The organism is Aliivibrio sp. A6, from assembly GCF_028765505.1.
GTDB classification, from domain to species: Bacteria; Pseudomonadota; Gammaproteobacteria; order Enterobacterales; family Vibrionaceae; genus Aliivibrio; species Aliivibrio finisterrensis_A.
Map to the genome: position 1 here is coordinate 81,225 of NZ_JARACR010000010.1, position 23,358 is coordinate 104,582.

Annotated in this window: 25 protein-coding genes; 18 read left to right on the forward strand and 7 right to left on the reverse strand. The window is 38.3% G+C overall.

From position 1 onward, the window contains the following. Positions 1-2: 2 nt before the first annotated feature. Together PVK70_RS08175 and PVK70_RS08180 are read right to left on the reverse strand one after the other, a co-directional pair. Complete coding sequence (locus PVK70_RS08175) at positions 3-1,187, reverse strand: FIST signal transduction protein (protein ID WP_130047353.1); 1,185 nt, start codon at positions 1,185-1,187, stop codon at positions 3-5. A gap of 96 nt (positions 1,188-1,283) precedes the next feature. Beyond that, positions 1,284-1,739 carry a hypothetical protein gene (locus PVK70_RS08180; RefSeq protein WP_130047354.1) on the reverse strand — a complete coding sequence of 152 codons (456 nt, stop codon included), beginning with the start codon at positions 1,737-1,739 and terminating at the stop codon, positions 1,284-1,286. Positions 1,740-2,008: 269 nt separating this feature from the next. Between PVK70_RS08180 and ccoN the strand changes: the two genes are divergently transcribed. From ccoN to ttcA, 11 genes are all read left to right on the forward strand, one after another. Then, entirely contained in the window at positions 2,009-3,439 is a 1,431-nt protein-coding gene (gene ccoN, locus PVK70_RS08185) for a cytochrome-c oxidase, cbb3-type subunit I (protein WP_130047355.1), read from the forward strand. A 12-nt stretch (positions 3,440-3,451) separates the two neighbouring features. Then, positions 3,452-4,063 carry a cytochrome-c oxidase, cbb3-type subunit II gene (ccoO, locus tag PVK70_RS08190; protein WP_130047356.1) on the forward strand — a complete coding sequence of 204 codons (612 nt, stop codon included), beginning with the start codon at positions 3,452-3,454 and terminating at the stop codon, positions 4,061-4,063. Between the two features lie 10 nt (positions 4,064-4,073). Continuing rightward, positions 4,074-4,256 carry a cbb3-type cytochrome oxidase subunit 3 gene (locus PVK70_RS08195; RefSeq protein ID WP_130044485.1) on the forward strand — a complete coding sequence of 61 codons (183 nt, stop codon included), beginning with the start codon at positions 4,074-4,076 and terminating at the stop codon, positions 4,254-4,256. After that, on the forward strand, positions 4,253-5,224 hold the full coding sequence (gene ccoP / locus PVK70_RS08200) for a cytochrome-c oxidase, cbb3-type subunit III (RefSeq protein WP_130047357.1): 972 nt from the start codon (positions 4,253-4,255) through the stop codon (positions 5,222-5,224). Before PVK70_RS08195 ends, ccoP begins: the two co-directional genes overlap by 4 nt. Before the next feature lie 102 nt (positions 5,225-5,326). Next, positions 5,327-5,806: a FixH family protein gene (locus PVK70_RS08205; protein WP_130047358.1), complete on the forward strand. Its 480-nt coding sequence runs from the start codon at positions 5,327-5,329 to the stop codon at positions 5,804-5,806. 18 nt (positions 5,807-5,824) lie between these two features. Continuing rightward, positions 5,825-8,203 (forward strand): heavy metal translocating P-type ATPase, encoded by a 2,379-nt coding sequence (locus PVK70_RS08210; protein ID WP_130047359.1) that lies wholly within the window; start codon positions 5,825-5,827, stop codon positions 8,201-8,203. Next, positions 8,196-8,360: a cbb3-type cytochrome oxidase assembly protein CcoS gene (ccoS, locus tag PVK70_RS08215; RefSeq protein WP_130044489.1), complete on the forward strand. Its 165-nt coding sequence runs from the start codon at positions 8,196-8,198 to the stop codon at positions 8,358-8,360. The genes PVK70_RS08210 and ccoS overlap by 8 nt, the downstream gene beginning before the upstream one ends. Continuing rightward, on the forward strand, positions 8,357-9,031 hold the full coding sequence (locus PVK70_RS08220; protein WP_130047360.1) for a sulfite exporter TauE/SafE family protein: 675 nt from the start codon (positions 8,357-8,359) through the stop codon (positions 9,029-9,031). The genes ccoS and PVK70_RS08220 overlap by 4 nt, the downstream gene beginning before the upstream one ends. A gap of 95 nt (positions 9,032-9,126) precedes the next feature. Beyond that, positions 9,127-9,879: an FNR family transcription factor gene (locus PVK70_RS08225; protein WP_130044491.1), complete on the forward strand. Its 753-nt coding sequence runs from the start codon at positions 9,127-9,129 to the stop codon at positions 9,877-9,879. Positions 9,880-10,028: 149 nt separating this feature from the next. Then, positions 10,029-10,976, forward strand: a complete 948-nt coding sequence (gene uspE, locus PVK70_RS08230; protein WP_130047361.1) for a universal stress protein UspE — start codon at positions 10,029-10,031, stop codon at positions 10,974-10,976. 149 nt (positions 10,977-11,125) lie between these two features. Beyond that, entirely contained in the window at positions 11,126-12,049 is a 924-nt protein-coding gene (ttcA, locus tag PVK70_RS08235; protein WP_130044493.1) for a tRNA 2-thiocytidine(32) synthetase TtcA, read from the forward strand. A gap of 69 nt (positions 12,050-12,118) precedes the next feature. On the opposite strand, the gene PVK70_RS08240 is transcribed toward ttcA, so the two are convergent. From PVK70_RS08240 to PVK70_RS08250, 3 genes are read right to left on the reverse strand one after another with little or no spacing between them, the layout of a single operon-like run. Beyond that, positions 12,119-12,766 carry a DUF2987 domain-containing protein gene (locus PVK70_RS08240; RefSeq protein ID WP_130047362.1) on the reverse strand — a complete coding sequence of 216 codons (648 nt, stop codon included), beginning with the start codon at positions 12,764-12,766 and terminating at the stop codon, positions 12,119-12,121. Position 12,767: 1 nt separating this feature from the next. Continuing rightward, on the reverse strand, positions 12,768-13,502 hold the full coding sequence (locus PVK70_RS08245; RefSeq protein ID WP_130047387.1) for a glucosaminidase domain-containing protein: 735 nt from the start codon (positions 13,500-13,502) through the stop codon (positions 12,768-12,770). Positions 13,503-13,509: 7 nt separating this feature from the next. Continuing rightward, positions 13,510-14,322: a hypothetical protein gene (locus PVK70_RS08250; RefSeq protein ID WP_130047363.1), complete on the reverse strand. Its 813-nt coding sequence runs from the start codon at positions 14,320-14,322 to the stop codon at positions 13,510-13,512. Positions 14,323-14,648: 326 nt separating this feature from the next. Here PVK70_RS08250 and potA point away from each other — a divergent pair, with 326 nt between their 5' ends. The 5 genes from potA (at position 14,649) to PVK70_RS08275 (ending at position 19,949) form a co-directional block, all read left to right on the forward strand. Beyond that, entirely contained in the window at positions 14,649-15,767 is a 1,119-nt protein-coding gene (potA, locus tag PVK70_RS08255; RefSeq protein WP_130047364.1) for a spermidine/putrescine ABC transporter ATP-binding protein PotA, read from the forward strand. Next, positions 15,751-16,608, forward strand: a complete 858-nt coding sequence (potB, locus tag PVK70_RS08260) for a spermidine/putrescine ABC transporter permease PotB (RefSeq protein ID WP_130047365.1) — start codon at positions 15,751-15,753, stop codon at positions 16,606-16,608. Before potA ends, potB begins: the two co-directional genes overlap by 17 nt. Continuing rightward, on the forward strand, positions 16,608-17,378 hold the full coding sequence (gene potC / locus PVK70_RS08265; protein WP_130047366.1) for a spermidine/putrescine ABC transporter permease PotC: 771 nt from the start codon (positions 16,608-16,610) through the stop codon (positions 17,376-17,378). The genes potB and potC overlap by 1 nt, the downstream gene beginning before the upstream one ends. Positions 17,379-17,485: 107 nt before the next feature. Continuing rightward, on the forward strand, positions 17,486-18,520 hold the full coding sequence (locus PVK70_RS08270; RefSeq protein ID WP_130047367.1) for an extracellular solute-binding protein: 1,035 nt from the start codon (positions 17,486-17,488) through the stop codon (positions 18,518-18,520). A 385-nt stretch (positions 18,521-18,905) separates the two neighbouring features. Then, positions 18,906-19,949 (forward strand): extracellular solute-binding protein, encoded by a 1,044-nt coding sequence (locus PVK70_RS08275; RefSeq protein ID WP_130047368.1) that lies wholly within the window; start codon positions 18,906-18,908, stop codon positions 19,947-19,949. 83 nt (positions 19,950-20,032) lie between these two features. Here PVK70_RS08275 and cobB read toward each other — a convergent pair whose 3' ends face one another. Both cobB and PVK70_RS19100 read right to left on the reverse strand, forming a co-directional pair. Beyond that, positions 20,033-20,761, reverse strand: a complete 729-nt coding sequence (gene cobB, locus PVK70_RS08280; RefSeq protein ID WP_130059993.1) for a Sir2 family NAD+-dependent deacetylase — start codon at positions 20,759-20,761, stop codon at positions 20,033-20,035. A 99-nt stretch (positions 20,762-20,860) separates the two neighbouring features. Beyond that, entirely contained in the window at positions 20,861-20,971 is a 111-nt protein-coding gene (locus tag PVK70_RS19100; RefSeq protein ID WP_165366849.1) for a DUF3894 domain-containing protein, read from the reverse strand. On the opposite strand from PVK70_RS19100, the gene PVK70_RS08285 reads away from it, so the two are divergent. Together PVK70_RS08285 and PVK70_RS08290 are read left to right on the forward strand one after the other, a co-directional pair. Beyond that, complete coding sequence (locus PVK70_RS08285; protein ID WP_130047370.1) at positions 20,928-21,839, forward strand: LysR family transcriptional regulator; 912 nt, start codon at positions 20,928-20,930, stop codon at positions 21,837-21,839. The genes PVK70_RS19100 and PVK70_RS08285 overlap by 44 nt on opposite strands. 250 nt (positions 21,840-22,089) lie before the next feature. After that, complete coding sequence (locus PVK70_RS08290) at positions 22,090-23,310, forward strand: NupC/NupG family nucleoside CNT transporter (RefSeq protein WP_130047371.1); 1,221 nt, start codon at positions 22,090-22,092, stop codon at positions 23,308-23,310. Positions 23,311-23,358: the final 48 nt, after the last annotated feature.

Below are 23,358 nucleotides of genomic sequence, written 5' to 3' on the forward strand. Positions count from 1 at the left end.
TCCTAATAATGAAATAAAACGGTAGAGACCATTAAATTGCCATGAGCATTCTCGCCACCAGTAAAACGTCCTTGCTCACCGAAAGTAAATGGACATATATAAGGAGCACCATGCATTGCCGAGTTAACTGAATGACAAACTGCATCCATAGATGTTTTTATATGCATCATTGAGCCAGCACAAAATATATTAATGCCGCCTATTGGGCTGAAGTTATCTTCATAAGAATTAATGGCCGAATTAATGACTCGCTGTGGTCGAGAAATAATTTGTTCTTCTTCACCGTACATCATAAAAACCTCCTCTCCTTCATTAATACTAGCAAAACATTCCATGCCTCCATCATGAGTAAATTTTACAGGATGGGCTAATTTGAAATATGGCGACGAATACATGTAACCAGCAATTCTTCCTAAAGGAAATAGAGTTACTCTTTCTAGAAGATTTGTTTTATCACCAAGCCCCATTGGTAATTCAGTCCATTGCTTATAAACATCAATAACCGGTTTATGGTCAATTTCATAAATAATTCGATTATGTGTTTTTGTTGCAATCCCCGATGTTGAAGAGCAAGCATATCCAGAGTGAAAGGAATAAGACACTTTACAGGAGGGATAAAAAACAGATAAAGAAATTCCAGAACTAAGCAGGTCATCTTGTGTAAAGATACACCACTTTCCCTGTACATTATTATCCGCAGCGGTTCCTCCTATAAGAGGTATTGGCGTCCCAAAATATTCATCTATTGCTGTAATTATTTCCTCTTCTTGTCCAGGTGTTGCATGGAGTAAAACCAATGCAGGCAATTCTCCTTCGCGACCACTATCCTTAATTGCTTTTTCTAATAATTGTTTTGTAAGCTGAGTGATCTCATGATTGTTATTAAGTTTAGCTATACTTGTTCCATATCGTCCATGCTTTGAATCATAGAGTGCCCATAATGCAATTGAATAACACTCAAGAAATCCATGATCAGTCATTACCCCTCGGCATGAGGTGCAGCCATGAATTTTGGTATTAGGAAATCGTTTTTTTAACGTATTTATAATAAGGTGACTATCATGTTCTTCAGTGAAATAGCACAACAAAATATCCGGTTCAATAGGATGAACAAGTAAATTACTTAGACAGTATTCAAGTGCTTTTCCTGAATCGTTATTCTGTGAATTTGTGCTAATTATCTTCATATTCCTTCCAAATTGTTTTATTTTTATTAAACAAACTCTAATTTGTCATTGAGCGGTTGATTTTTGCACATTTAAAGAATAACACATTGAAAGTTATCATTTTGTGGAATTAAAAATAACATTTATTTTTTGAGAGCTATTCGATACTTCTACATTCCATGCCATATCATTATGTTTACATTTTGGTACAAATACTGAATACATTTGTTTGTCATTTTGCTTAACCGAAGGCATGAACTTTAACGTTCCCATGTTCATCTTCACGCCAGTTGCTTCCATCTCCCAAGCCTCACTTAGACCTGAAACTAAGATGCTGACCTCTGTATTTTGCAAAATAGGACGCTCTTTTACATCAATAATGACTTGATTATTATCGATATTAAAAGCACAAGACTTTTCAGTTATGTTACAAACAGTCGCATCTTGGTCATTTTTCACACTATCCATCGGATCTTTGTAGGTAATTGTTCTCCAAGTAAATGCAGTAATTAATACTACCAACAAGAAAATAAGTTGAAATAAACGAGGACCTGTTAACTTTTCTACAGCCATAGTTGAAAAAACCTGTGTTATCTAGTTCAAAAAAAATGAAAAAATGTTGCTTAACCGTAAAATTCCTATGGGCATCAACTATGATTCAATTTTGAAGTGAAGTATCATTAACGCCGAAAATGCCATTTTTGCATTAAAAAAGGATATTTCAAAATAAAAAGGTCACAAATCTAATTATTAGAGATTGAATTTTGGATGGCATTGCGAACAAATTGTTCGCACTATGGAAAGTAAAGTGTAGTTAATAATAAAAGTGGAAGCATGCAATTATGAGCCAAGTACAGCAGCATGAACAAAACTACAACTATACCGTTGTTCGTCAATTCTCTTTAGTTACCATACTATGGGGTATTGTTGGCATGGGTGTAGGTGTACTAATTGCCGCTCAGTTAGTTTGGCCGCAACTTAATTTTGACACACCATGGCTTACGTATAGTCGTCTGCGACCTCTGCATACCAATGCAGTGATTTTCGCATTCGGCACAAGTGCCCTTTTTGCAACATCTTATTATGTTGTTCAGCGTACTTGTCAAACACGTTTGTTTGGTGGTCCATTAGTTGCGTTCACCTTCTGGGGTTGGCAAGCAATTATTCTAGCAGCAGCAATTTCATTGCCTCTAGGTATTACATCAGGAAAAGAATACGCAGAATTAGAGTGGCCGATTGATATCGCAATTACTCTGGTTTGGGTTGCGTATGCCATCGTTTTCTTTGGAACCCTGTTTAAGCGTAAGACATCTCACATCTACGTTGCAAACTGGTTCTTTGGAGCCTTCATTTTAACCGTTGCCGTTCTTCATATTGTGAATAGCCTTGCTGTTCCTGTATCTATGACTAAATCTTATTCGATTTATTCTGGTGCTGTTGATGCGATGGTACAATGGTGGTACGGGCACAACGCAGTTGGTTTCCTATTAACTGCAGGCTTCCTTGGTATGATGTATTATTTCGTACCAAAACAAGCTGAGCGTCCAGTTTATTCATACCGTTTATCTATTGTTCACTTTTGGGCTCTAGTATCACTTTATATCTGGGCCGGCCCTCACCATTTACATTATACAGCACTGCCTGACTGGACTCAGTCACTTGGTATGGTAATGTCACTAGTTCTATTTGCTCCATCTTGGGGCGGTATGATTAATGGTATTATGACGCTGTCTGGTGCTTGGCATAAACTTCGTTATGACCCAATTCTTCGCTTCTTAATTGTTTCTTTGTCTTTCTACGGTATGTCTACCTTTGAAGGCCCGATGATGGCAATTAAATCAGTAAATGCCCTATCTCACTATACTGACTGGACAATTGGTCACGTACACTCTGGTGCATTAGGTTGGGTTGCAATGGTATCAATTGGTTCTCTATACCACTTAATTCCTAAGCTATTCGGTCAAGAGCGTATGTACTCTGTCTCACTAATCAATGTTCACTTCTGGTTAGCGACTATCGGTACGGTTCTTTACATTGTGGCAATGTGGATTTCTGGTGTTATGCAAGGTCTAATGTGGCGTGCAGTAAATGCAGATGGCACATTAACATACAGCTTTGTTGAGTCATTAGAAGCCTCTTACCCATTCTATTTTGTTCGCTTCTTAGGTGGATTTATCTTCTTATCAGGAATGTTCTTACTTGCATACAATACATATAAGACCGTTACTGCTCCGAAGAACAGCCTAAAAGCTATTCCTCAACCAGCTCAATAAGGAGGCTATGTTATGAGTTCTAATCGTCATGAAATCATAGAAAAAAACGTTGGCCTTCTTGCGGTTCTTATCGTTGTTGCTATTAGTTTCGGTGCATTAGTTGAGATCACTCCTCTAATTTTCCAAAAGCAAACAACTGAACCAGTAGAAAACTTACGTGTTTATACACCGTTAGAAATGGAAGGCCGTGATATTTACATCCGTGAAGGTTGTAGTGTTTGTCATAGCCAGATGATCCGTCCGTTCCGTGCTGAAACAGAACGTTACGGACATTATTCTGTTGCTGGTGAAAGTGTTTGGGAGCATCCATTCTTATGGGGTTCAAAACGTACAGGTCCTGATCTAGCTCGTGTTGGTGAGCGTTATTCTGATGAATGGCACCGTGTTCACCTAATCAACCCTCGTGATGTGGTTCCTGAATCAAACATGCCTGGCTTCCCTTGGTTGGAAGAGAACGTGTTAGATGGTGAATTGACATCGCAAAAAATTGCTATTTTCCGTAACAACTTTGGTGTTCCATACACTGAAGAAGACGTAAAGAATGCGGCTGATGCGGTTAAAGGTAAGACTGAGATGGATGCGCTTATTGCTTATCTTCAATCACTTGGTCATGCAATGAAGTAAGGAGGTCCCTATGGACGCTGGAACTATTCATGCAATTTGGACAGTTATTCTGTTTTTAAGCATGGTAGGTATTATTTTTTGGGCTTACAGTAAAAAGCAAAAGGCTCGCTTCGATGAAGCTGCTAACTTGGTTTTTGCTGATGAACAAGAAGATACTTCAAGCCAAAACAAGACAGGAGTTGATAAACAATGAGTACTTTTTGGAGTCTCTGGATAAGTATCATTACTATTGGTACATTAATTGGTTGTGGTTTACTGCTTCGTTTCTGCTTGAAAAATACAACAGGAATTGAAGAAGGTGAAGACATGGGTCATGAATACGATGGTATTCGTGAGCTTAATAATCCACTGCCAAAATGGTGGACTTACATGTTCTTAGCTACACTCGTCTTCTCTATCGTTTATTTAATCCTTTATCCTGGATTAGGTAATTTTAAAGGCGTTTTAGGCTGGACAAGTTCAGACCAAACGGTTCGTACTGTTGAAGAATCACACACATCGATTGAGCGTTCTCATAAAGAGAAAACACTTGACCAATTTGCTCGTGAATTAGATGACGCAAATACGAATTTTGGCGAAACATTCTCAAAACTTGCATATAAGCCAGGGACATCAGAGTTCCGTGCTATTACTGATATCGCAAATGACGAAGAAGCACTAAAAGTAGGTCAACGTTTGTTCCTACAAAACTGTTCTCAATGTCATGCATCAGATGCAAGAGGTATGATTGGCTTCCCTAATTTAACCGATAACGCATGGTTATATGGTGGTGAGCCAGAAGCAATCAAAACGACTATCATGAATGGTCGTATTGGTAACATGCCTGCTTGGGGTGACGCTTTAGGCGCCGACGGCGTTAAAGAAGTTGTTAGCTATACACTTGCCCTATCGGGTCGTAAAGTTAACACGAAAGAAGCCGCAGCAGGCAAACAACGCTTCATCGTTTGTGCTGCATGTCATGGTACTGATGGCAAAGGTAACCCAGCGTTGGGTGCACCAGATCTAACTGATAATGATTGGTTATTTGGGGATTCACGCGCAGCAGTTACTGAATCAGTAGAAAATGGCCGTCAAGGTGTTATGCCAGCATGGAAAGACGTATTAGGTGAGGAAAAAGTACAACTTATTTCAGCATACGTCTGGAGCCTAAGCAACAAATAATAAATATAATAGCCCCTGCATGTACAGGGGCTTTTTTCGCTCTTATATTAAAAATTTTATATATAAAGCGCTAATAGCTCGACTTTAATAGGAATCATTACTATGTCTCAGCCTTGGTATAAGCAGTTTTGGCCTTGGTTTCTCATCATCCTTCCAGGTACCGTTGTTGTTGCTTGTATATCAACTTACATTTTATTTGTAGAGCACGATGTTGATCTAGTCGCAGAGGATTATTACAAGAAAGGTAAAGCAATCAACGTCGATCTTTCAAAAATCAAAGTGGCTCAAGAGTTATCTATATTTGCCAAAGTACGTAGTGTAGATAAGACAATTGAGATCCAACTTGATAAAGGTAAACTGGAGCATAATCCAGCAATAAAAGCTATCTTCACTCATAGAACGCTTCCCAATCACGACTTTTCGCAAGTATTAACATCAGATGCGAAAGGTATTTATCGCCTTCAATTAGATGAACCATTAAATGGCCCTTGGTTTATCGAATTGCTCCCACATGACAGCGCATGGATGGTCCAAGGACGCACAAATTTCCCGAGTGAAGATTTTTTCCCTTTAGGTAAGTAGATTAGGTAAATAAACCATATGTCGAAGGATTGTTACCACTGCAGTGAGCCTGTTCCATCAGGCTCACATTTTCAAGTTGATATTTTAGGTGAAACTCGTGATATGTGTTGCCCAGGCTGTGAATCAGTAGCGCAAACTATCGTTGAAAACGGCCTTTCTTCTTATTATCAATATCGTACGGCCCCTGCCGATAAAGCGGATTTAATCCCTGAGCAATTAAAAGCATTAGCTCATTATGATCATAGTGAAATTCAAAAAGAGTTTATTCGAACTAATGACAACTACAAAGAAGTGACATTGTCACTAGATGGTGTCTCTTGTGCTGCCTGCGCTTGGCTCATTGAAAAACAACTTGCCAACGCACAAGGTATACATCAAATAAAAGTAAATACCTCTACTCATAGAGCATTATTAAGTTGGAACCCAGAAGAAACTAAATTAAGTACCCTGCTTACTCTTATTCATCAACTTGGTTACAAAGCAGCCCCTTTTGAAGCCGATAAACAAGAAGAAGAATATCACCGCTCAATGAAGCAATACTTATATCGTTTAGGTATCGCAGGACTAGCAACCATGCAAGTGATGATGCTTGCTGTTGCATTATACTTAGAAGTCTTTGGTGATCTCGATGCGGAATTCAGAAACTATCTTCGATACGTGAGCTTGGTTTTTGCAACACCTGTAATGCTTTACTCTGCTCTGCCATTTTATATGAATGCATGGCGAAGCTTAAAAGCTAAAACACTAGGAATGGATGTTCCCGTTTCTATCGCGATGTTATTTGCTTATTTCGCAAGTGTTGTTGCTACCGTGACTGAATCAGGTGAAGTATTTTTTGAATCAGTTGCCATGTTTACCTTTTTCTTATTATTAGGCCGATTTCTTGAAATGCGTGCTCGCCGCAAAGCAGCAGCTATTACAGGAAACTTGCTCAAACTTATCCCCGTAATGGCAACATTAACCTCAGGAAAGAAAGTACCCGCGCGCACACTTGATGTTGATGACACTGTTATTGTCCCTCCAGGTGAGCATCTACCGGCAGATGGTATTGTCATCGCTGGTTACAGCGCGATTGACGAATCAATGTTTACCGGTGAGTCGATGCCTGTTGCTAAAAAGGAAACTGATCCAGTTTATGCTGGTACGATTAATGGTGATGGTAATTTAACTGTTAAGGTAACCAAAACCAAAGCGGATTCTTTAATATCAAACATTGTTAAACTTCAAGATGAAGCGCAAATGTCAAAGCCTAAAGTCGCTGAAATTGCTGACTTAGTGGCTCGCTATTTTGTTGCAGGTATCTTAATTATCTCTGCCTTCACTTGGTTTTATTGGCATGAAACAAAACCAGATGACGCTTTTTGGATCATGTTATCTGTGCTCGTTGCAACTTGTCCCTGTGCCTTATCATTAGCGACACCAACGGCAATCACTTGTTCAACCTCTCGATTAGCACAGCTTGGTTTAATGCTTCGCCGTGGCCATGTTTTAGAAACTCTGTGCAAAGTGAATCGCTTAGTTATCGATAAAACAGGAACATTAACAGAAGGAAATATCAGATTAACTCAAGTCCATTCCTTTACTGATATATCAGAAAAAGAAGTCAAAACAATAGCGTCTGAAATGGAATCTTTTGCTAATCACCCTATTGCTCGAGCTTTCTCACAATACAGAGATTCAACTCAAACTCATTTTGATAGCGTTAAAAATATTATAGGCTCTGGCTTGCAAGGATACATTGGTAACGATGAATGGAAGATTGGTCATAAAGCCTTTGCTGCACAAGATTGCCTGTTAGAAAATCATCAAGATTACCAAGTGTGGTTATCTAAAAATGGGCAAGCAGTCGCTGCTTTTTCTTTAGATGATCCAATACGTCAAGAAAGCAAAGCATTAATTCAATCATTGCATCATTTAGGCATTAAAGTGACTATGCTAACTGGTGACAGTAGCTCATCCGTAAAGAAAGTGGCTAATGCTTTGGATATTGATGAGGTAATTTCTGGAGCAACACCGCAAGGGAAGTTAGATTATTTAAAATCATTACCAAAAAGTGAAATCAGTTTGATGGTTGGCGATGGCATTAATGATGCACCTACACTTGCAGGAGCTCACCTCTCTATAGCGATGGGGTCTGGAACTGATGTTGCTAAAGCCTCTGCAGATATGATACTTCTGGGTGATAACCTTTCTCGACTAATAGAAGCGCGAGAACTTGCGATGAAAACTCGTAAAATTATCCGTGAAAACTTAGCGTGGGCTTTAGGCTATAATGCCATTATATTACCACTGGCTGTCATGGGTTTAGTTGCACCTTACATTGCTGTTGTAGGAATGTCGGGAAGCTCAATTATTGTTGTCTCTAATTCTCTTAGGTTATTAAAAGAAAATGGCTAGTTTATATTTGTTAATCCCAATTGCGATTATGTTAGTGTGCGTTGCCGTAGCAATTTTTATTTGGGCCGTTAAAAGCGACCAATTTGAAGATCTCGATCGTCAAGGTACCGAAATATTATTCGATGAACAACCTCCCATAAATAAAGAAGATAAATGAACATTGATTTATTAGGAGCCTTTCTTGTTGGCATGATGGGGGCTGGCCACTGCATAGGCATGTGCGGTGGTATTTCTGCTGTAATCTCAATGAACACCAGTAATTCAAAGGCCCCTCGTTGGCTGTTTATTTTACTCTATAATTTTGGCCGAATTCTATCTTATTCAGTTTTCGGTTTTATTATTGGTGGTGTGTTTGTTTCTATTGCCGTCACATCAGAAAGTTATAGTGCGTTAGTTTATTTAAGGATCTTTGCTGGTATCCTTATGTGCTTACTCGCTTTGTATATCGCAAACTGGTGGAAAGGATTGGTGTATATAGAAGTCATTGGTAAGCAATTATGGAAATATATATCGCCATTAACAAAACCACTGCTACCGCTTAAAACCCCTTTTCATGCGATTCCCTTTGGATTCTTATGGGGATGGCTTCCTTGTGGTTTAGTTTACTCAACATTAAGTTGGGCAGCCGTTTCTGGTGGTGCGATTAACGGTTCATTAATCATGTTTGCTTTTGGCATTGGTACGCTTCCCGCTATGTTTCTAGTAGGTGTTGGTGCTCATGCCCTTCAGTCATTCATCAATAATTCGATCACCAGAAACATAAGTGCATTGTTATTATTAACGTATGGTATTCACACTGTTTATATTGCGTTACATCAACTAATATAATTATAAATTTTTGCATAGTTTTGTATTTATGCTACCACTTTGGTACTGGTTAATGCTAAAATTGACATATATCAATTATAAGAGCATTGAATGAGATGATGTCAGATAACTCAGCAAACAAACGAATCCAGTCAGGCGGATGTGCTATTCACTGCCAAGATTGCAGTATCAGTCAATTATGTATTCCTTTTACTTTAAATGAGTCTGAGCTTGATCAGCTTGATGAAATCATTGAACGTAAAAAGCCTATTCAAAAAGGTCAGGAACTGTTTAAAGCTGGCGATGAATTAAAATCTTTATACGCTATTCGTTCAGGCACAATCAAAAGCTACACGATTACTGAGCAAGGTGATGAACAGATAACTGCATTCCACTTAGCGGGTGACCTTGTTGGCTTTGATGCTATTACTGAAGCTGAGCACCCAAGCTTTGCTCAAGCTCTTGAAACATCTATGGTATGTGAAATACCTTATGAAATCCTTGATGACCTATCGGGTAAAATGCCAAAACTTCGTCAACAAATCATGCGTTTGATGAGTAACGAAATCAAAGGCGACCAAGAAATGATTTTGCTACTGTCTAAGAAAAATGCAGAAGAACGTTTAGCGGCATTCTTATACAACTTATCAACTCGTTTCCATCAACGTGGTTTCTCACCTAGAGAGTTTCGTTTAACAATGACTCGTGGTGATATTGGTAATTACCTTGGGTTAACTGTTGAAACAATCAGTCGTTTATTAGGTCGTTTCCAAAAAAGTGAAATGTTAACAGTTAAAGGTAAATACATCACAATCAATGATCATGATGCTTTAGCTGAACTTGCTGGCTCAGCAAAAGAAATTAAGTAAATTATATAAATAAAAACATTTAAAAAGTGAGGTATATCTTCTGATGTACCTCACTTTTTTGTATCTAATTTCTCCATATTCCCCCTCAAACTGCTAAAGTAAAGATAACAAAATGATTTTATGAATTGGTTTTTACCAAGGAGGTTAGTATGAACCGCTACCGTAAAATACTTGTTGTTGGGATAATTGATCAGGATGAACAACCCGCTTTAGACCGTGCGCTGGATATAGCAAAGCGCAGCACAAAATCGTCTGAAATAACGCTATTCTGTACAACGTATGATTTTTCTTATGAAATGACATCCATGTTATCTGCTGATGAACGTACAGCCATGAGAAATGGTGTTGTCTCTCAAAAAGTGAAAATGTTTGATGAGATTATCAGTAATTACAATATTCCAGAACATGTTACTATCAAAGTGAAAATGGTTTGGCATAATCGGCCATACGAAGCCATCGTCAATGAAATCTTTGATGGCAGCTATAATTTATTAGTAAAATCTACTCGCCAGCACGCAAAATTAGAAACCGTCTTTTTTACTCCAACTGACTGGCATTTATTGCGTAAATCCCCTATTCCTGTTCTTCTTGTAAAAGAGAGAACATGGCCAGAAAATGGTAATATTTTAGCTTCAGTGCACGTTGGTTCCGAAAATCCAACACACTTAGCACTCAATGATAAAATGGTCGATGAAGCTAAATATTTTGCAGAGGTGCTTAACTCAACACCGCACCTAGTCAATGCTTACCCTTCAACCCCTCCTTCAATTCATGCCGAACTGCCTGAATTTGATGCTATACAATACAAAGATGCAATTCGTGGTCATCATTTAACAGAAATGAAAGCACTAAGACAAAAACATGGTATCCCCGAAGAACAAACACACGTATATGAAGGACATACAGAAGAAGTTATCTCTGAAGTAGAAGATGAATTACATGCTGCGCTTGTTATACTTGGTACAACAGGAAGAACAGGTTTGTCCGCTATCTTTATAGGAAATACCGCTGAGAATACATTAGACTTACTCAATAGTGATATTTTAGCGCTAAAACCAGAGGGATACATTAGCCCATTAGACCCTAATCATATCTAATATTACCTACATTAATAACGTAAAAGTAAGGGTTACTTAAGTAGCCCTTGTTTTGCATCCCAAAATAATTTTTGTGGAAACTCGCTTATTGAATTTGATTGGGTATAATACCCGCCTTATCAGTTCCATCATTAGTTTAGAGTAAGTAAATGAGCGAATTAACCAAAGCGCAGCAATATAATTTTAATAAGCTTCAAAAGAAGATCCGTCGTAATACAGGTAATGCCATTGTTGATTACAACATGATTGAAGATGGCGACCGTATCATGGTATGTCTGTCTGGCGGTAAAGATAGCTTTACTATGCTTGATATCTTAATGAGCTTAAAGAAAAATGCGCCAATCTCATTTGACTTAATTGCTGTGAATCTTGATCAAAAGCAACCGGGTTTCCCTTCTCATATTCTTCCTGAATATTTAGAAGAACTAGGTGTTGAATACAAGATCGTAGAAGAAGATACCTACTCTATCGTTCAAGATAAAATCCCTGAAGGCAAAACGACTTGTTCATTATGTTCACGTTTACGCCGTGGTATTCTCTACCGTACCGCAAAAGAACTTGGTGCAACTAAGATTGCATTAGGGCATCATCGTGATGATATTTTAGAAACTATGTTCTTAAATATGTTCTATGGCGGTAAATTAAAGGGTATGCCACCAAAATTAGTTTCTGATAATGGTGAGCACGTTGTTATTCGCCCACTTGCTTACTGTCGTGAAAAAGACATTATCAAGTACGCTGATATGCGTAACTACCCGATTATTCCGTGTAATCTATGTGGCTCACAACCAAACATGCAACGTCAGAACGTTAAACAAATGCTAAACACATGGGATAAGCAATTCCCAGGACGCATTGAAACAATGTTCACAGCAATGCAAAACGTAGTGCCTAGCCATTTAGCCGATTTTAATACGTTTGATTTCAAAAGTATTAACCGCGACTCTGGTGTTATTAATGGTGGTGATATTGGCTTTGATAAAGAAGAAATGCCAGTACAGCCTATTGATGCTGATGACGCAGTTGCAGAGTTTGACCCATCACTAAAACTTGATGTTATTACTGTAGAGTAATCTTTCATTTATGCACAAAAAAGGCGTTAACTTTTAAAGTTAGCGCCTTTTTTATTATAAAAAATAGAATTATTTCGCTAACCAGGGAGTTACTTTCAATGGTTCAGCAGGCAGTAAAATACGCACATCATCAGCATATTTTTCAAGACTAACTGTAGCTCTTCCATTTTTTAAAGAAAGATCCTTACCATTTGACAGTTTGACAGCTTCAGTGACAGTGTCACCAAAAACAAACGTAATGCCTTCAACATCAGGCATAAAGTAGCTTGAGAACATGCCACCGATATCAGCAAACATTGCATCCATTTGAATAGCGAGTTCTTTTAACTCTTTAATCGAAACTGAGCCATCAAAGCGCTGATTTGCAAGAACTTCCATCGAAATATCACACTGCTTACCCTCTTCAGTTTGAATATAAACTAATGGATTGGCTGATTTTAAATTGTCATCAATAGGAAGAGTCAATTCCTGATTACTTGGAATCGTAAATTCTTCGTAATGCTCTTCTTTTTCCATCCATGCTTTGGTTATTTGACATGCTTTACCTGTTTGAGAATCATTGAAGAACAATGCCATGCGAACATCATCATGCCCTTCTTTTTGATTCACTTTTAACTGGTAATACAGTTTCGAATAAGTAAAACGATACTGCTCAGCTTTAACTGGTAACGCCAAACACAACAGTGACAACGTTGTCGCACCAATCCATTTTTTCATTTTATCTCCAATACTGACTATTATGACGGATCATCGCTTGGATCTCTTCTACGTAAGCTTCACCACGCTCAGAATAACGAATTAACCCATGCGCTAATGCATTTGCTTCTTGTTCTGGTGTCAATGCTTCTGGAGAGCTATGTAGTTTTTCTCTAATAACACGAAGTTCAGCATAGGCATTGTTGCGGTTAACGTTCATAAAATAAGCGTGAACCGCCTCTTGTGATGAATCAAACTTTGCAACTTCATGCGCTGCACCTTCATTACGCTTACTAGGAACCACACCACAACCTTTAGTGTAACACCATTGACCAAAGTAGTTATTGGCTTCGCGAGCAAAACGAGAGGTCCCCCATGCCGATTCATTTGCCCCTTGGCTTAATACTAAAGGCGCAGGAATGTAATCTACTTTGACTAGCATCGCGTTAACCCAATCTGCATTCACGCCAGCATCCGTTAGCTTTTCTTTATAAAGTTCACCTAACTTAGTTGCCTTATCCAATTCTTTAGAGGTAGTGCCAGAATCATTATCCAACTTCATAACTAATGACTCTATAAATTCACGCTCTTTCTGTACACGAGCGTTTTCAGCGATTACTGCAGGATACATAAAATTGAAAAACGCCGCTTTTTTCTCTTTTACATCTGTGAATGCTTTAAAGTCAGGCACTTTTTCTTTTGGTGTACACGCTGCCATCAATAAAACAGCGAACAAAACAATCGTCTTTTTAATCATAATAAACTCACGCGTTGAAAATATCATTGTTAACATCTTGGTTCGGATTATCAGAATTACCTTTATCATCCTTCACCATTACTTTTAAAGTAACACCAAACATATTGCGGTAAATAATTCCTTTCACATTGAAAATAAACGGCATTACCACAATTAAACCAACACCATATAATGCAATGCCAAAGACTAACGCTAGCATAATCACAACATGAATCAGCAGCATTGATGTTAATTTTTTATTTGTTGCTCTAAATGAATATAGCAGGGCTTTTAGCGGTGGTACTTTTTTCTCACATACTAAAAGTACAGCGAAGCCAAAAGCCATTGATAAGTACAGTGCAACCATTGGCAAATAGATATTCACTAAGCCTTGCAGCACTTCCGACAAAATCGTCACTAATGCGACCATTCCAGCAGACGCTAATCCTTTAAAAATATAATTAGTACGACATTTAAAACCAGCGGCATGACTCATTCCCATCAAACTGGCGCCTGCCGTTAATGGCGAAATAATCACTTGTGCGCTTAACCCTGCAACAAAAGCAGCATAAGATATCTTAGTTGTTAGTTCCGTCTCACCAAGAAATGCATGAAATAACACCGCAGGATCACCCAGCTGTATTTGTAAAGCCACAAAAAAGACGGCCATATACGAAGATGTAAGCAACAAAATTGCTGGAGAAAACGTGAAAAAATGTTTAATTGTATTTTGCCAAGCTTCTTGAAGTACGCTAACAGGACTTAATTCAAAATCCCCTGCCATCGCTTTTTCAATGCTCCCACCAAGAATAAACTTTTTTTCTTTTGGTTGGTCACTCATTTTTGTCTACCACTATAAAACATGAGTCGATTATACGGTTTTCATTAAGCTAGTGCAGTATTCATAAAAAAGAATTTTACAAATCTTCAAAAAAAAAGGAGATTTATTTGTAATAAAACCAATCAAGTGGCCGATTATTGTCTATAATGAAGCTCAATGAATGAGCACACAATGCATAAAAAGTAGCTTATTAGAAAAAAAATAGGGCAATCAAATAAAAAACACTTTTCATATCGTAACTTGGGGTCTATCATGCGCCCGAAATCCCATCTTACATCCATAATACTAAGCGCGGTATCACTACCCAAGGCGGAGATAAAAAGACATTGAACGTTACACAACAATCCGAAAAAGAAGCCGTTATTAAATTAACAGGCATTTCAAAAAGTTTTGATGGCAAAGAAGTGATCTCTAATTTCGATTTAGATGTTAATCACGGCGAATTTTTAACCATTCTTGGACCATCAGGTTGTGGTAAAACCACAGTGTTACGCATGATTGCAGGTTTTGAAACTGCTGATGCTGGAACAATTTTACTGGATTCGACAGATGTAACGTCAATACCCGCTGAACAGAGGCATGTGAATACCGTATTCCAAAGCTACGCCCTATTCCCACACATGACGGTATTTGAAAACGTTGCTTTTGGTTTGCGTATGCAAAACGTGCCAAATAATGAAATTGAACCTCGCGTAACAGAAGCGTTGCAAATGGTTCGTTTAGCACAAATGGCAAATCGTAAACCTCATCAGTTATCTGGTGGCCAACAACAACGTATCGCTATTGCTCGTGCAGTGGTTAATAAGCCTAAAGTTCTTCTTTTAGATGAATCTTTGTCTGCACTTGATTACAAATTACGTAAACAAATGCAAATTGAGCTTAAACAATTACAACGTCAATTGGGCATTACTTTTATCTTTGTAACTCACGACCAAGAAGAAGCTCTTTCAATGTCTGACCGTATTATCGTAATGCGTGATGGTGTTATTGAACAAGACGGCACTCCTCGTGAAATTTACGAAGAACCAAAGAACTTATTTGTTGCTCGCTTCATTGGTGAAATCAACGTGTTCGCTGCCACCGTGCTAGAGCGCCTTGATGAAAAACGTATTAGAGCAGAGATCGAAGATACATCCGCTGTCGTTTACTGTGACCTTGATGTTGCACCTGGCGATAAAGTGAAGGTATTACTTCGTCCTGAAGATTTACGCCTAGAAGAAATCAAAGAGTCTGATAACAAAGGCATTACTGGATATGTTCGTGAGCGCACATATAAAGGCATGACTTTAGACTCTGTACTTGAATTAGATTCAGGTATGCGTGTAATGATCAGTGAGTTCTTTAATGAAGATGATCCAGATGTTGATCACTCTTTAGGTCAAAAAGTAGCAATTACTTGGGTTGAAAGCTGGGAAGTGGTGTTAGCAGATGAACAAGAAGTTTAATCTCCAAAATATCATCATCACGGTTATTGTTAGTTGGTTACTGCTGTTCGTTTTCATTCCAAATGTAATGATCATCGGTACGAGCTTCTTAACTCGTGATGAAGCAAATTTAATCGAAATGACGTTTACGATGGATAACTATCTGCGTCTTTTTGATCCGCTATACGCAAAAGTGCTTTGGCATTCATTTTATATGGCCATTGTTGCAACGTTAATTTGTTTGGTTGTGGGTTATCCATTCGCCTACATCGTTGCGAAAATGCCTGAAAGATGGCGTCCATTTATGCTGTTTTTAATTATTGTTCCTTTTTGGACTAACTCATTAATCCGTACTTATGGTTTAAAAATTGTGTTAGGTACTCAAGGTATTTTAAATAAAAGCTTAATCGCGATGGATATCATAGATAAACCATTACGTATTATGTACACAGAAAGCGCAGTAATGATTGGTTTGGTATACATATTATTACCTTTCATGATTTTGCCACTGTATTCAGCGATTGAAAAACTTGACGGTACTTACTTGGAAGCGGCTCGTGATCTAGGTGCAAACAAACTTCAAACACTATGGAAGATTGTATTGCCATTAACGATGCCAGGTATCATTGGTGGTTGTTTATTAGTATTACTTCCAGCACTTGGTATGTTCTATATTTCCGACCTGTTAGGCGGTGCGAAAAACCTACTAATCGGTAACGTAATTAAGAGCCAAGTATTAAACGCTCGTGATTGGCCATTTGGTGCAGCAACCAGTATCGCCCTCACCTTAGCAATGGCATTAATGCTCTACGCTTACTACCGTGCAGGCAAGTTATTAAATAAAAAGGCGGATCTAGACTAATGGGACGCACAATAAGATTTAGTTTTATGAGTTTGGTATATCTTTTCTTATACCTTCCAATCATTGTTCTGATTGCAAACTCATTCAACGCAAGTAAATTTGGTATGAAATGGGGCGGCTTCACTACAAAATGGTATGAAGCTCTAGTCAGTAATGACAGTTTAATGCAAGCAGCTTGGCACTCAATTACTATCGCAGTAATTTCAGGTACCGCTGCAACCATTATTGGCAGTTTAACGGCAGTTGCCCTTTTTCGTTATCAGTTTAAAGGCAAAAAATTCGTTAATGGACTATTATTTGTAGTAATGATGTCACCTGATATCGTAATGGCAATTTCATTATTGGCTATTTTCTTAGTAATCGGTTTTGAACTTGGCTTTTTAACACTATTAATTGCTCACATCACTTTCTGTTTACCATTCGTGGTAGTAACAGTATATAGCCGCTTAAAAGGCTTTGATGTGAAAATGTTAGAAGCAGCACGAGATTTAGGCGCAAGTGAATGGGTAATTTTGAAGCAAATTATTCTTCCACTAGCAAAACCTGCTGTAGCGGCTGGCTGGTTATTGAGTTTTACCCTATCACTGGACGATGTGATCATCAGTTCATTTGTAACGGGTCCAACTTACGAAATTTTACCACTGAAGATTTACTCAATGGTTAAAGTGGGTATTTCACCTGAGGTTAATGCTCTAGCTACTGTTATGTTAATTGTTTCACTTGCTTTGGTTGTTCTATCACAACTGTTAGCAAGAGAAAAAATAAAGTAAATTTCAATTTTTTAAAAAACTATTGTTTAGATAAACAATAGAATCTGGAAGACATGCCTTTTGTTCGACATGTCTTCTTTTTTATCACTCTAATGGAGAGTCAATCAATGAACAAAATGGCTGCGTTTTTTACTGGAACCGCCTGTGCTTTAGCACTAACAATGAATGTTGCTAACGCAAAAGAAAATGATGAATTGGTATTCATGAACTGGGGACCATACATCAACAGTGATATTTTAGAAGAATTTACTAAAGAGACTGGCATTAAGGTTATCTACTCGACTTATGAGTCGAACGAAACGTTATACGCAAAAATGAAGGCGCACAACCAAGGCTACGATCTTGTTGTTCCTTCGACTTATTTCGTTGCAAAAATGCGCGACGAAAAAATGCTTCAACCAATTGATAAGTCAAAGCTATCAAACTTTGCTCAATTGGACACAAACTACTTAGACAAGCCATTTGATCCTAAAAATGAATACTCTATTCCACACGTAGTGGCGATCACAGGTCTTGCTGTAAACACAGAAATGTACAACCCAGATGACTTCAATAGCTGGGCTGATCTTTGGAACCCAGAGTTTGAAGGTCAATTAATGTTAATGGATGATACTCGTGAAGTATTCCACATTGCATTACGCAAATTAGGTTACTCAGGTAACTCAACAAATCCAAAAGAAATCGACGAAGCTTACGCTGAGCTACAAAAACTAATGCCAAACGTATTAGTATTTAACTCAGATAACCCTGCAGCACCATACATGGCTGGTGAAGTGGGTCTTGGTATGCTTTGGAATGGTTCTGCAGCGGCTGCACAAGCTGAAGGTTTACCAATTAAACTGATCTTCCCTAAAGAAGGCGGTATCGGTTGGGTTGATAACTTTGCAATTCCATCTGGCGCTAAAAACGTAGAAGCATCTCATAAAATGATCGACTTCTTACTTCGTCCTGAAATTGCAGAGCGTATTTCTAAAGATACAGGCTACTTGACTGCTGTTAAAGCATCAAATGACAAATTTAAAGATATTGCTCCACTGTTCCCGTCTCAAGAAGATCTTGACCGTGTTGAATGGCAATCAGCTGTTGGCGACATGACAGTGAAATACGAAGAGTACTTCTTAAAACTGAAAGCCGGACAGTAACCTAACCCTTTACTGACCTTAACTAATGGCAGCGTTTATCGCTGCCATTTTTGTATCTGTGCTATAGGTTTTCAACTAACTGATTTATCAATATTAATTGATTTAATACCATTCTGGATAAGTAGTTGTTCAGATAATTGCGTAGGAAAAATCGATTAGAGCAAGGCATAAATTACAGTAACTAGTGGTTCTAATTACACCTGATTTTTGCAATAGAAAGGTATAACGCAGATATAATCGATTTTAACAAGCAAGAATGATCAAATACTTATGTAGATTGGTATAAACCAAGATATTGTTTTATAAAGCAATGAAGTAATTCTTAAAAATGGTTATACTGTACAGCTAATTAATGGAACACCTTTCATCTTAATAGGAGAAGGAAATGAAAAAGTGGACAACTCTCGTCTCTACAGGACTGTGCGCTGCAGCCTTAATCGCTGGTAATGCACAAGCTGCAGATAAGGAGCTCTATTTTTATAACTGGTCAGAATATATTCCTAATGAAGTGCTTGAAGACTTCACAAAAGAAACCGGTATCAAAGTTTATTACTCAACTTATGAGTCTAACGAAAGCATGTACGCTAAGTTAAAAACTCAAGGTTCTGGATACGACCTAGTTGTTCCTTCTACCTACTTTGTATCTAAAATGCGCAAAGAAGGCATGCTACAAAAGATTGATAAATCTAAACTTCCTCATTTTAAAGATTTAGATCCAAACTACCTCAATAAGTCTTTTGATCCAAACAACAACTACTCTATCCCATACATCTGGGGCGCAACAGGTATTGGTATTAATGCCGATATGATGAACCCGAATGAACTTCACTCTTGGAATGACTTCTGGGATGAAAAATGGCAAGGCCAGTTAATGATGATGGATGATTCACGCGAAGTTTTCCATATTGCATTAACAAAGCTTGGCTACTCAGCAAATACAACTAATCCTGATGAAATCAAAGCCGCTTACGAAGAGTTGAAAAAATTACTGCCAAACATCTTGGTATTTAACTCAGACTTCCCTGCAAACCCGTACTTAGCCGGCGAAACAAGTGTTGGTATGCTTTGGAACGGTTCAGCTTATATGGCACGTGAAGAAGGTGCCAACATTCAAATCGTATGGCCAGATAAAGGCGCAATTTTCTGGATGGACAGCCTAGCTATTCCTGCTGGCGCAAAAAATGTAGACGCAGCGCATGAAATGATGGATTTCTTATTACGTCCTGAAAATGCAGCTAAAATCGCACTAGAAATTGGTTACCCAACACCTGTTAAATCAGCATACCCTCTTCTTCCAAAAGAGTTTGCGAATGATCCAAATATCTTCCCACCACAAGAAGTAATGGATTCAGGCGAATGGCAAGATGAAGTCGGTGAAGCAAGCGCGCTATACGACGAATACTTCCAACGTCTAAAAGTAGATATGTAATATAACTCTACTTAGCTTCATCAAGATTGAAGTAACCGAATAAAAAGCCAGTGAATTATACGATTCATTGGCTTTTTTAATTATTAAGTTTTATTAATCTCACTCTCTAACAACTCTGAGACTAACTCAGGAACTAACACACCAGCCTTTCCATAGCGTTTCTCTTCAAATTCATCGTCAACAGCGCTTGGCTCTAAGTTAATCTCAATGGTATGAGCGCCATGTAATCTTGCTTCATGAACAAAACCCGCAGCTGGGTACACTGAGCCAGAAGTACCAATAGAAATAAACAAATCAGCGCGATTTAATGCATCATGAATTCGTCCCATCTCTAATGGCATCTCACCGAACCAAACCACATGAGGACGCAACTGCGCAGGGATCTGACAACAATGGCATAAATCGCCAGTATGTATATCATCAGTGCATACAATCACTTGATTTGATTCTTCACAACGAATTTTATTTAACTCGCCATGCATGTGGATCACATTTAAACTGCCACCACGTTCGTGTAAATTATCGATGTTTTGAGTCACAATCGTCACCGTACCATCAAGTTCATTCTCAAGTTTAGCTAACGCCTTATGAGCCGCATTAGGCTGAATATCATCACTTTTTAACAGAGCACGACGTTTATTATAGAAACTTTGAACTAGGTCAGGATCTTTTAAAAAACCTTCTGGAGTCGCAACATCTTCAATTCGATGATTTTCCCATAAACCATCACTGGCACGAAACGTTTGAATCCCTGACTCTGCAGAGATCCCAGCTCCCGTTAAAATTACAATATTCTTATATGGAAATAGCATTTTAATATCCTTACCCGCCGTCTTTGTTTCTAAACTCTATCACGAAAAAACGATGCCTCTTCAATAGATAGCTAAAAACAAAGACACAACTCACTTTATTCAATTCCATCGCTCTATTACAATAGAAGCGTTCTTTTTCCTGTTAAAGTTACCAATAGAGAAGCCTATGTTAAAGCAAGCCAAACAAATGATCGTGTTTAATGCGCTCACACAACAAAAAAGCTTTACTAAGGCCGCTCAGCTTCTCGATATATCTAGAACACAAGTAAGCTTACAAATTCAACTTCTTGAAGAGCGCTTAGGTGTTCAGTTAGTACAACGCACGACTCGATCTTTTTCGCTTACCGAAGCTGGGCAGTCCTTCGCGGTGCATTGTGCCAATATTGCCGATGAAATTAACGAAGCTGAAAATGAACTGCTTTCTAATATCGACACGCTAAATGGTAAATTGCGTGTTGGTATCGCACAGTCTTTTGCAACCAACCACATTTTGCCTTATTTATCAGAGCTGCATCAGCGCTATCCACAGCTTAATATAGAGATAACTTTATTTGATCATAAGATCGATGTGATTGCAGAGCAATTAGACTTATGGATAGGTGTAATGGATTCCCCTCCAGAAGGATTTGTCGCAAGGCATCTGATTGATTGTCACTTTGTGCTCGTTGCAAATCCCTCTTATCTTGCCAAGCATGGGATCCCTTATCACCCTTACGATCTTAAAAAGCACAATTGTCTAACCTATATGAGTCGTGAACGTAAAGATAATGTCTGGGGTTTCCATAAAGGTGATGAGAATCTACAAATAAAAGTATCGGGGAATTATCGTATTGATTCGGCCGATGCGATTCGTAATGCGACCGTGTCAGGTAATGGCATTGGTTATATTGCCACTTATCTTCTCTCTGATGAACTGCGTAATGGAAAGCTAGTTCAACTTTTACCTGATTGGGAATTAAATCAATCCATGCCACTTTATGCCGTTTACCCACGCCATAAATTCTTAGCGAAAAAAGTTCATATTTTTATGGAGTTTGTTCGAGTGCACATTAACTCAGACAAAATTGATAACATCTAATCATATAACCACCACTCTAATTTAGGGATAGTTAGGTCTAATAAATCGCCCCATTATCCCATATAGTAACAACTGACTCTCTTATATGTGATAAAGTTCTCAAATGACCGTTTATTGATGAAAGTATAAACAAATAACCTTATTTTTGTTATTGCTATGTGGATCCAATAACATTTTGATCCTTGTCACACTTTTATTTTTGACTAAAATACCCCCGCAATCATCAACTAAATACTTTTGGAGTTTGACCTTGAACTTTTTGGTCAGTATTTTAGGCATTGTTTGCCTATTCGCGATTGCGTTTCTTTTTTCAGAAAACCGACAAGCCATCAAATGGCGCACTGTATTAGGCGCGTTCTTAATTCAGTTATTGTTCGCTGGGTTCATCCTCTACGTACCAATTGGCCAAACTATCCTTAATAGTATCTCTATGGCTGTTTCAGACATTATTGCTTATGGTCGAGTTGGTACCGAATTCCTTTTTGGTGATCTTGCTCAATACAAGTTAGGCTTTATTTTTGCCGTTAACGTTTTACCTACCATTGTATTTTTCTCAGCCCTAATCTCTGTTTTATATTACTTAGGTATTATGGGTTGGGTAATTAAAATTATTGGTGGCGGATTACAACGCTTTCTTGGTACAACTCGCACCGAATCAATGTCAGCAACCGCAAATATCTTTGTTGGATCGGTTGAAGCGCCATTAGTTGTACGTCCTTTCCTTGCTAAAATGTCTCGTTCAGAACTGTTTGCTGTAATGGTTGGTGGTCTAGCTTCTGTTGCTGGTGGCACAATGGTAGGTTACGCCGGGTTAGGTGTTGAATTACGATACTTAATTGCGGCAAGCTTTATGTCTGCTCCTGCTGGTCTAATGATGGCAAAACTTCTGGTTCCACAAACCGAAGAGATTAACGAAGCCGAGCAATATGAAGACGATATCGTTGATGATGCACCAGTAAACATTATAGATGCCGCATCACAAGGTGCATTAAATGGCTTACAAATTGTATTTGCGGTTGGCGCAAGCTTATTAGCTATTATCAGTTTAATTGCACTGGTTAATGGTGGATTACATAAAGTAGGTTTATTAGTTGGTTTTGATAACTTAAGCCTAGATCTGATCTTTGGTTACCTATTTGCACCTATTGCATGGCTAATTGGGGTTCCATGGTCAGAAGCAACCATCGCAGCAAGTTTAATTGGTAAAAAAATCGCAATTAATGAATTCGTAGCCTTTGCTGACTTAATGGCTGTAAAAGATCAATTAAGTGAGCATTCTCAAGCGATTGTAACTTTCGCTTTATGTGGCTTCGCAAACTTAACCTCTATTGCTATGTTAATGGGTGGATTAGGTGGCGTTGTACCAAGTCGTCGCCCAGACATTGCACGCTTAGGCATGAAAGCTATCTTTGCCGCAACATTAGCAAACTTGATGAGTGCAACCGTTGCAGGCATCTTCCTTTCTTTCTAAAGAAGTCAGTCCTGATAACATAAGACATAAAAAAGCCACTCATGGTAA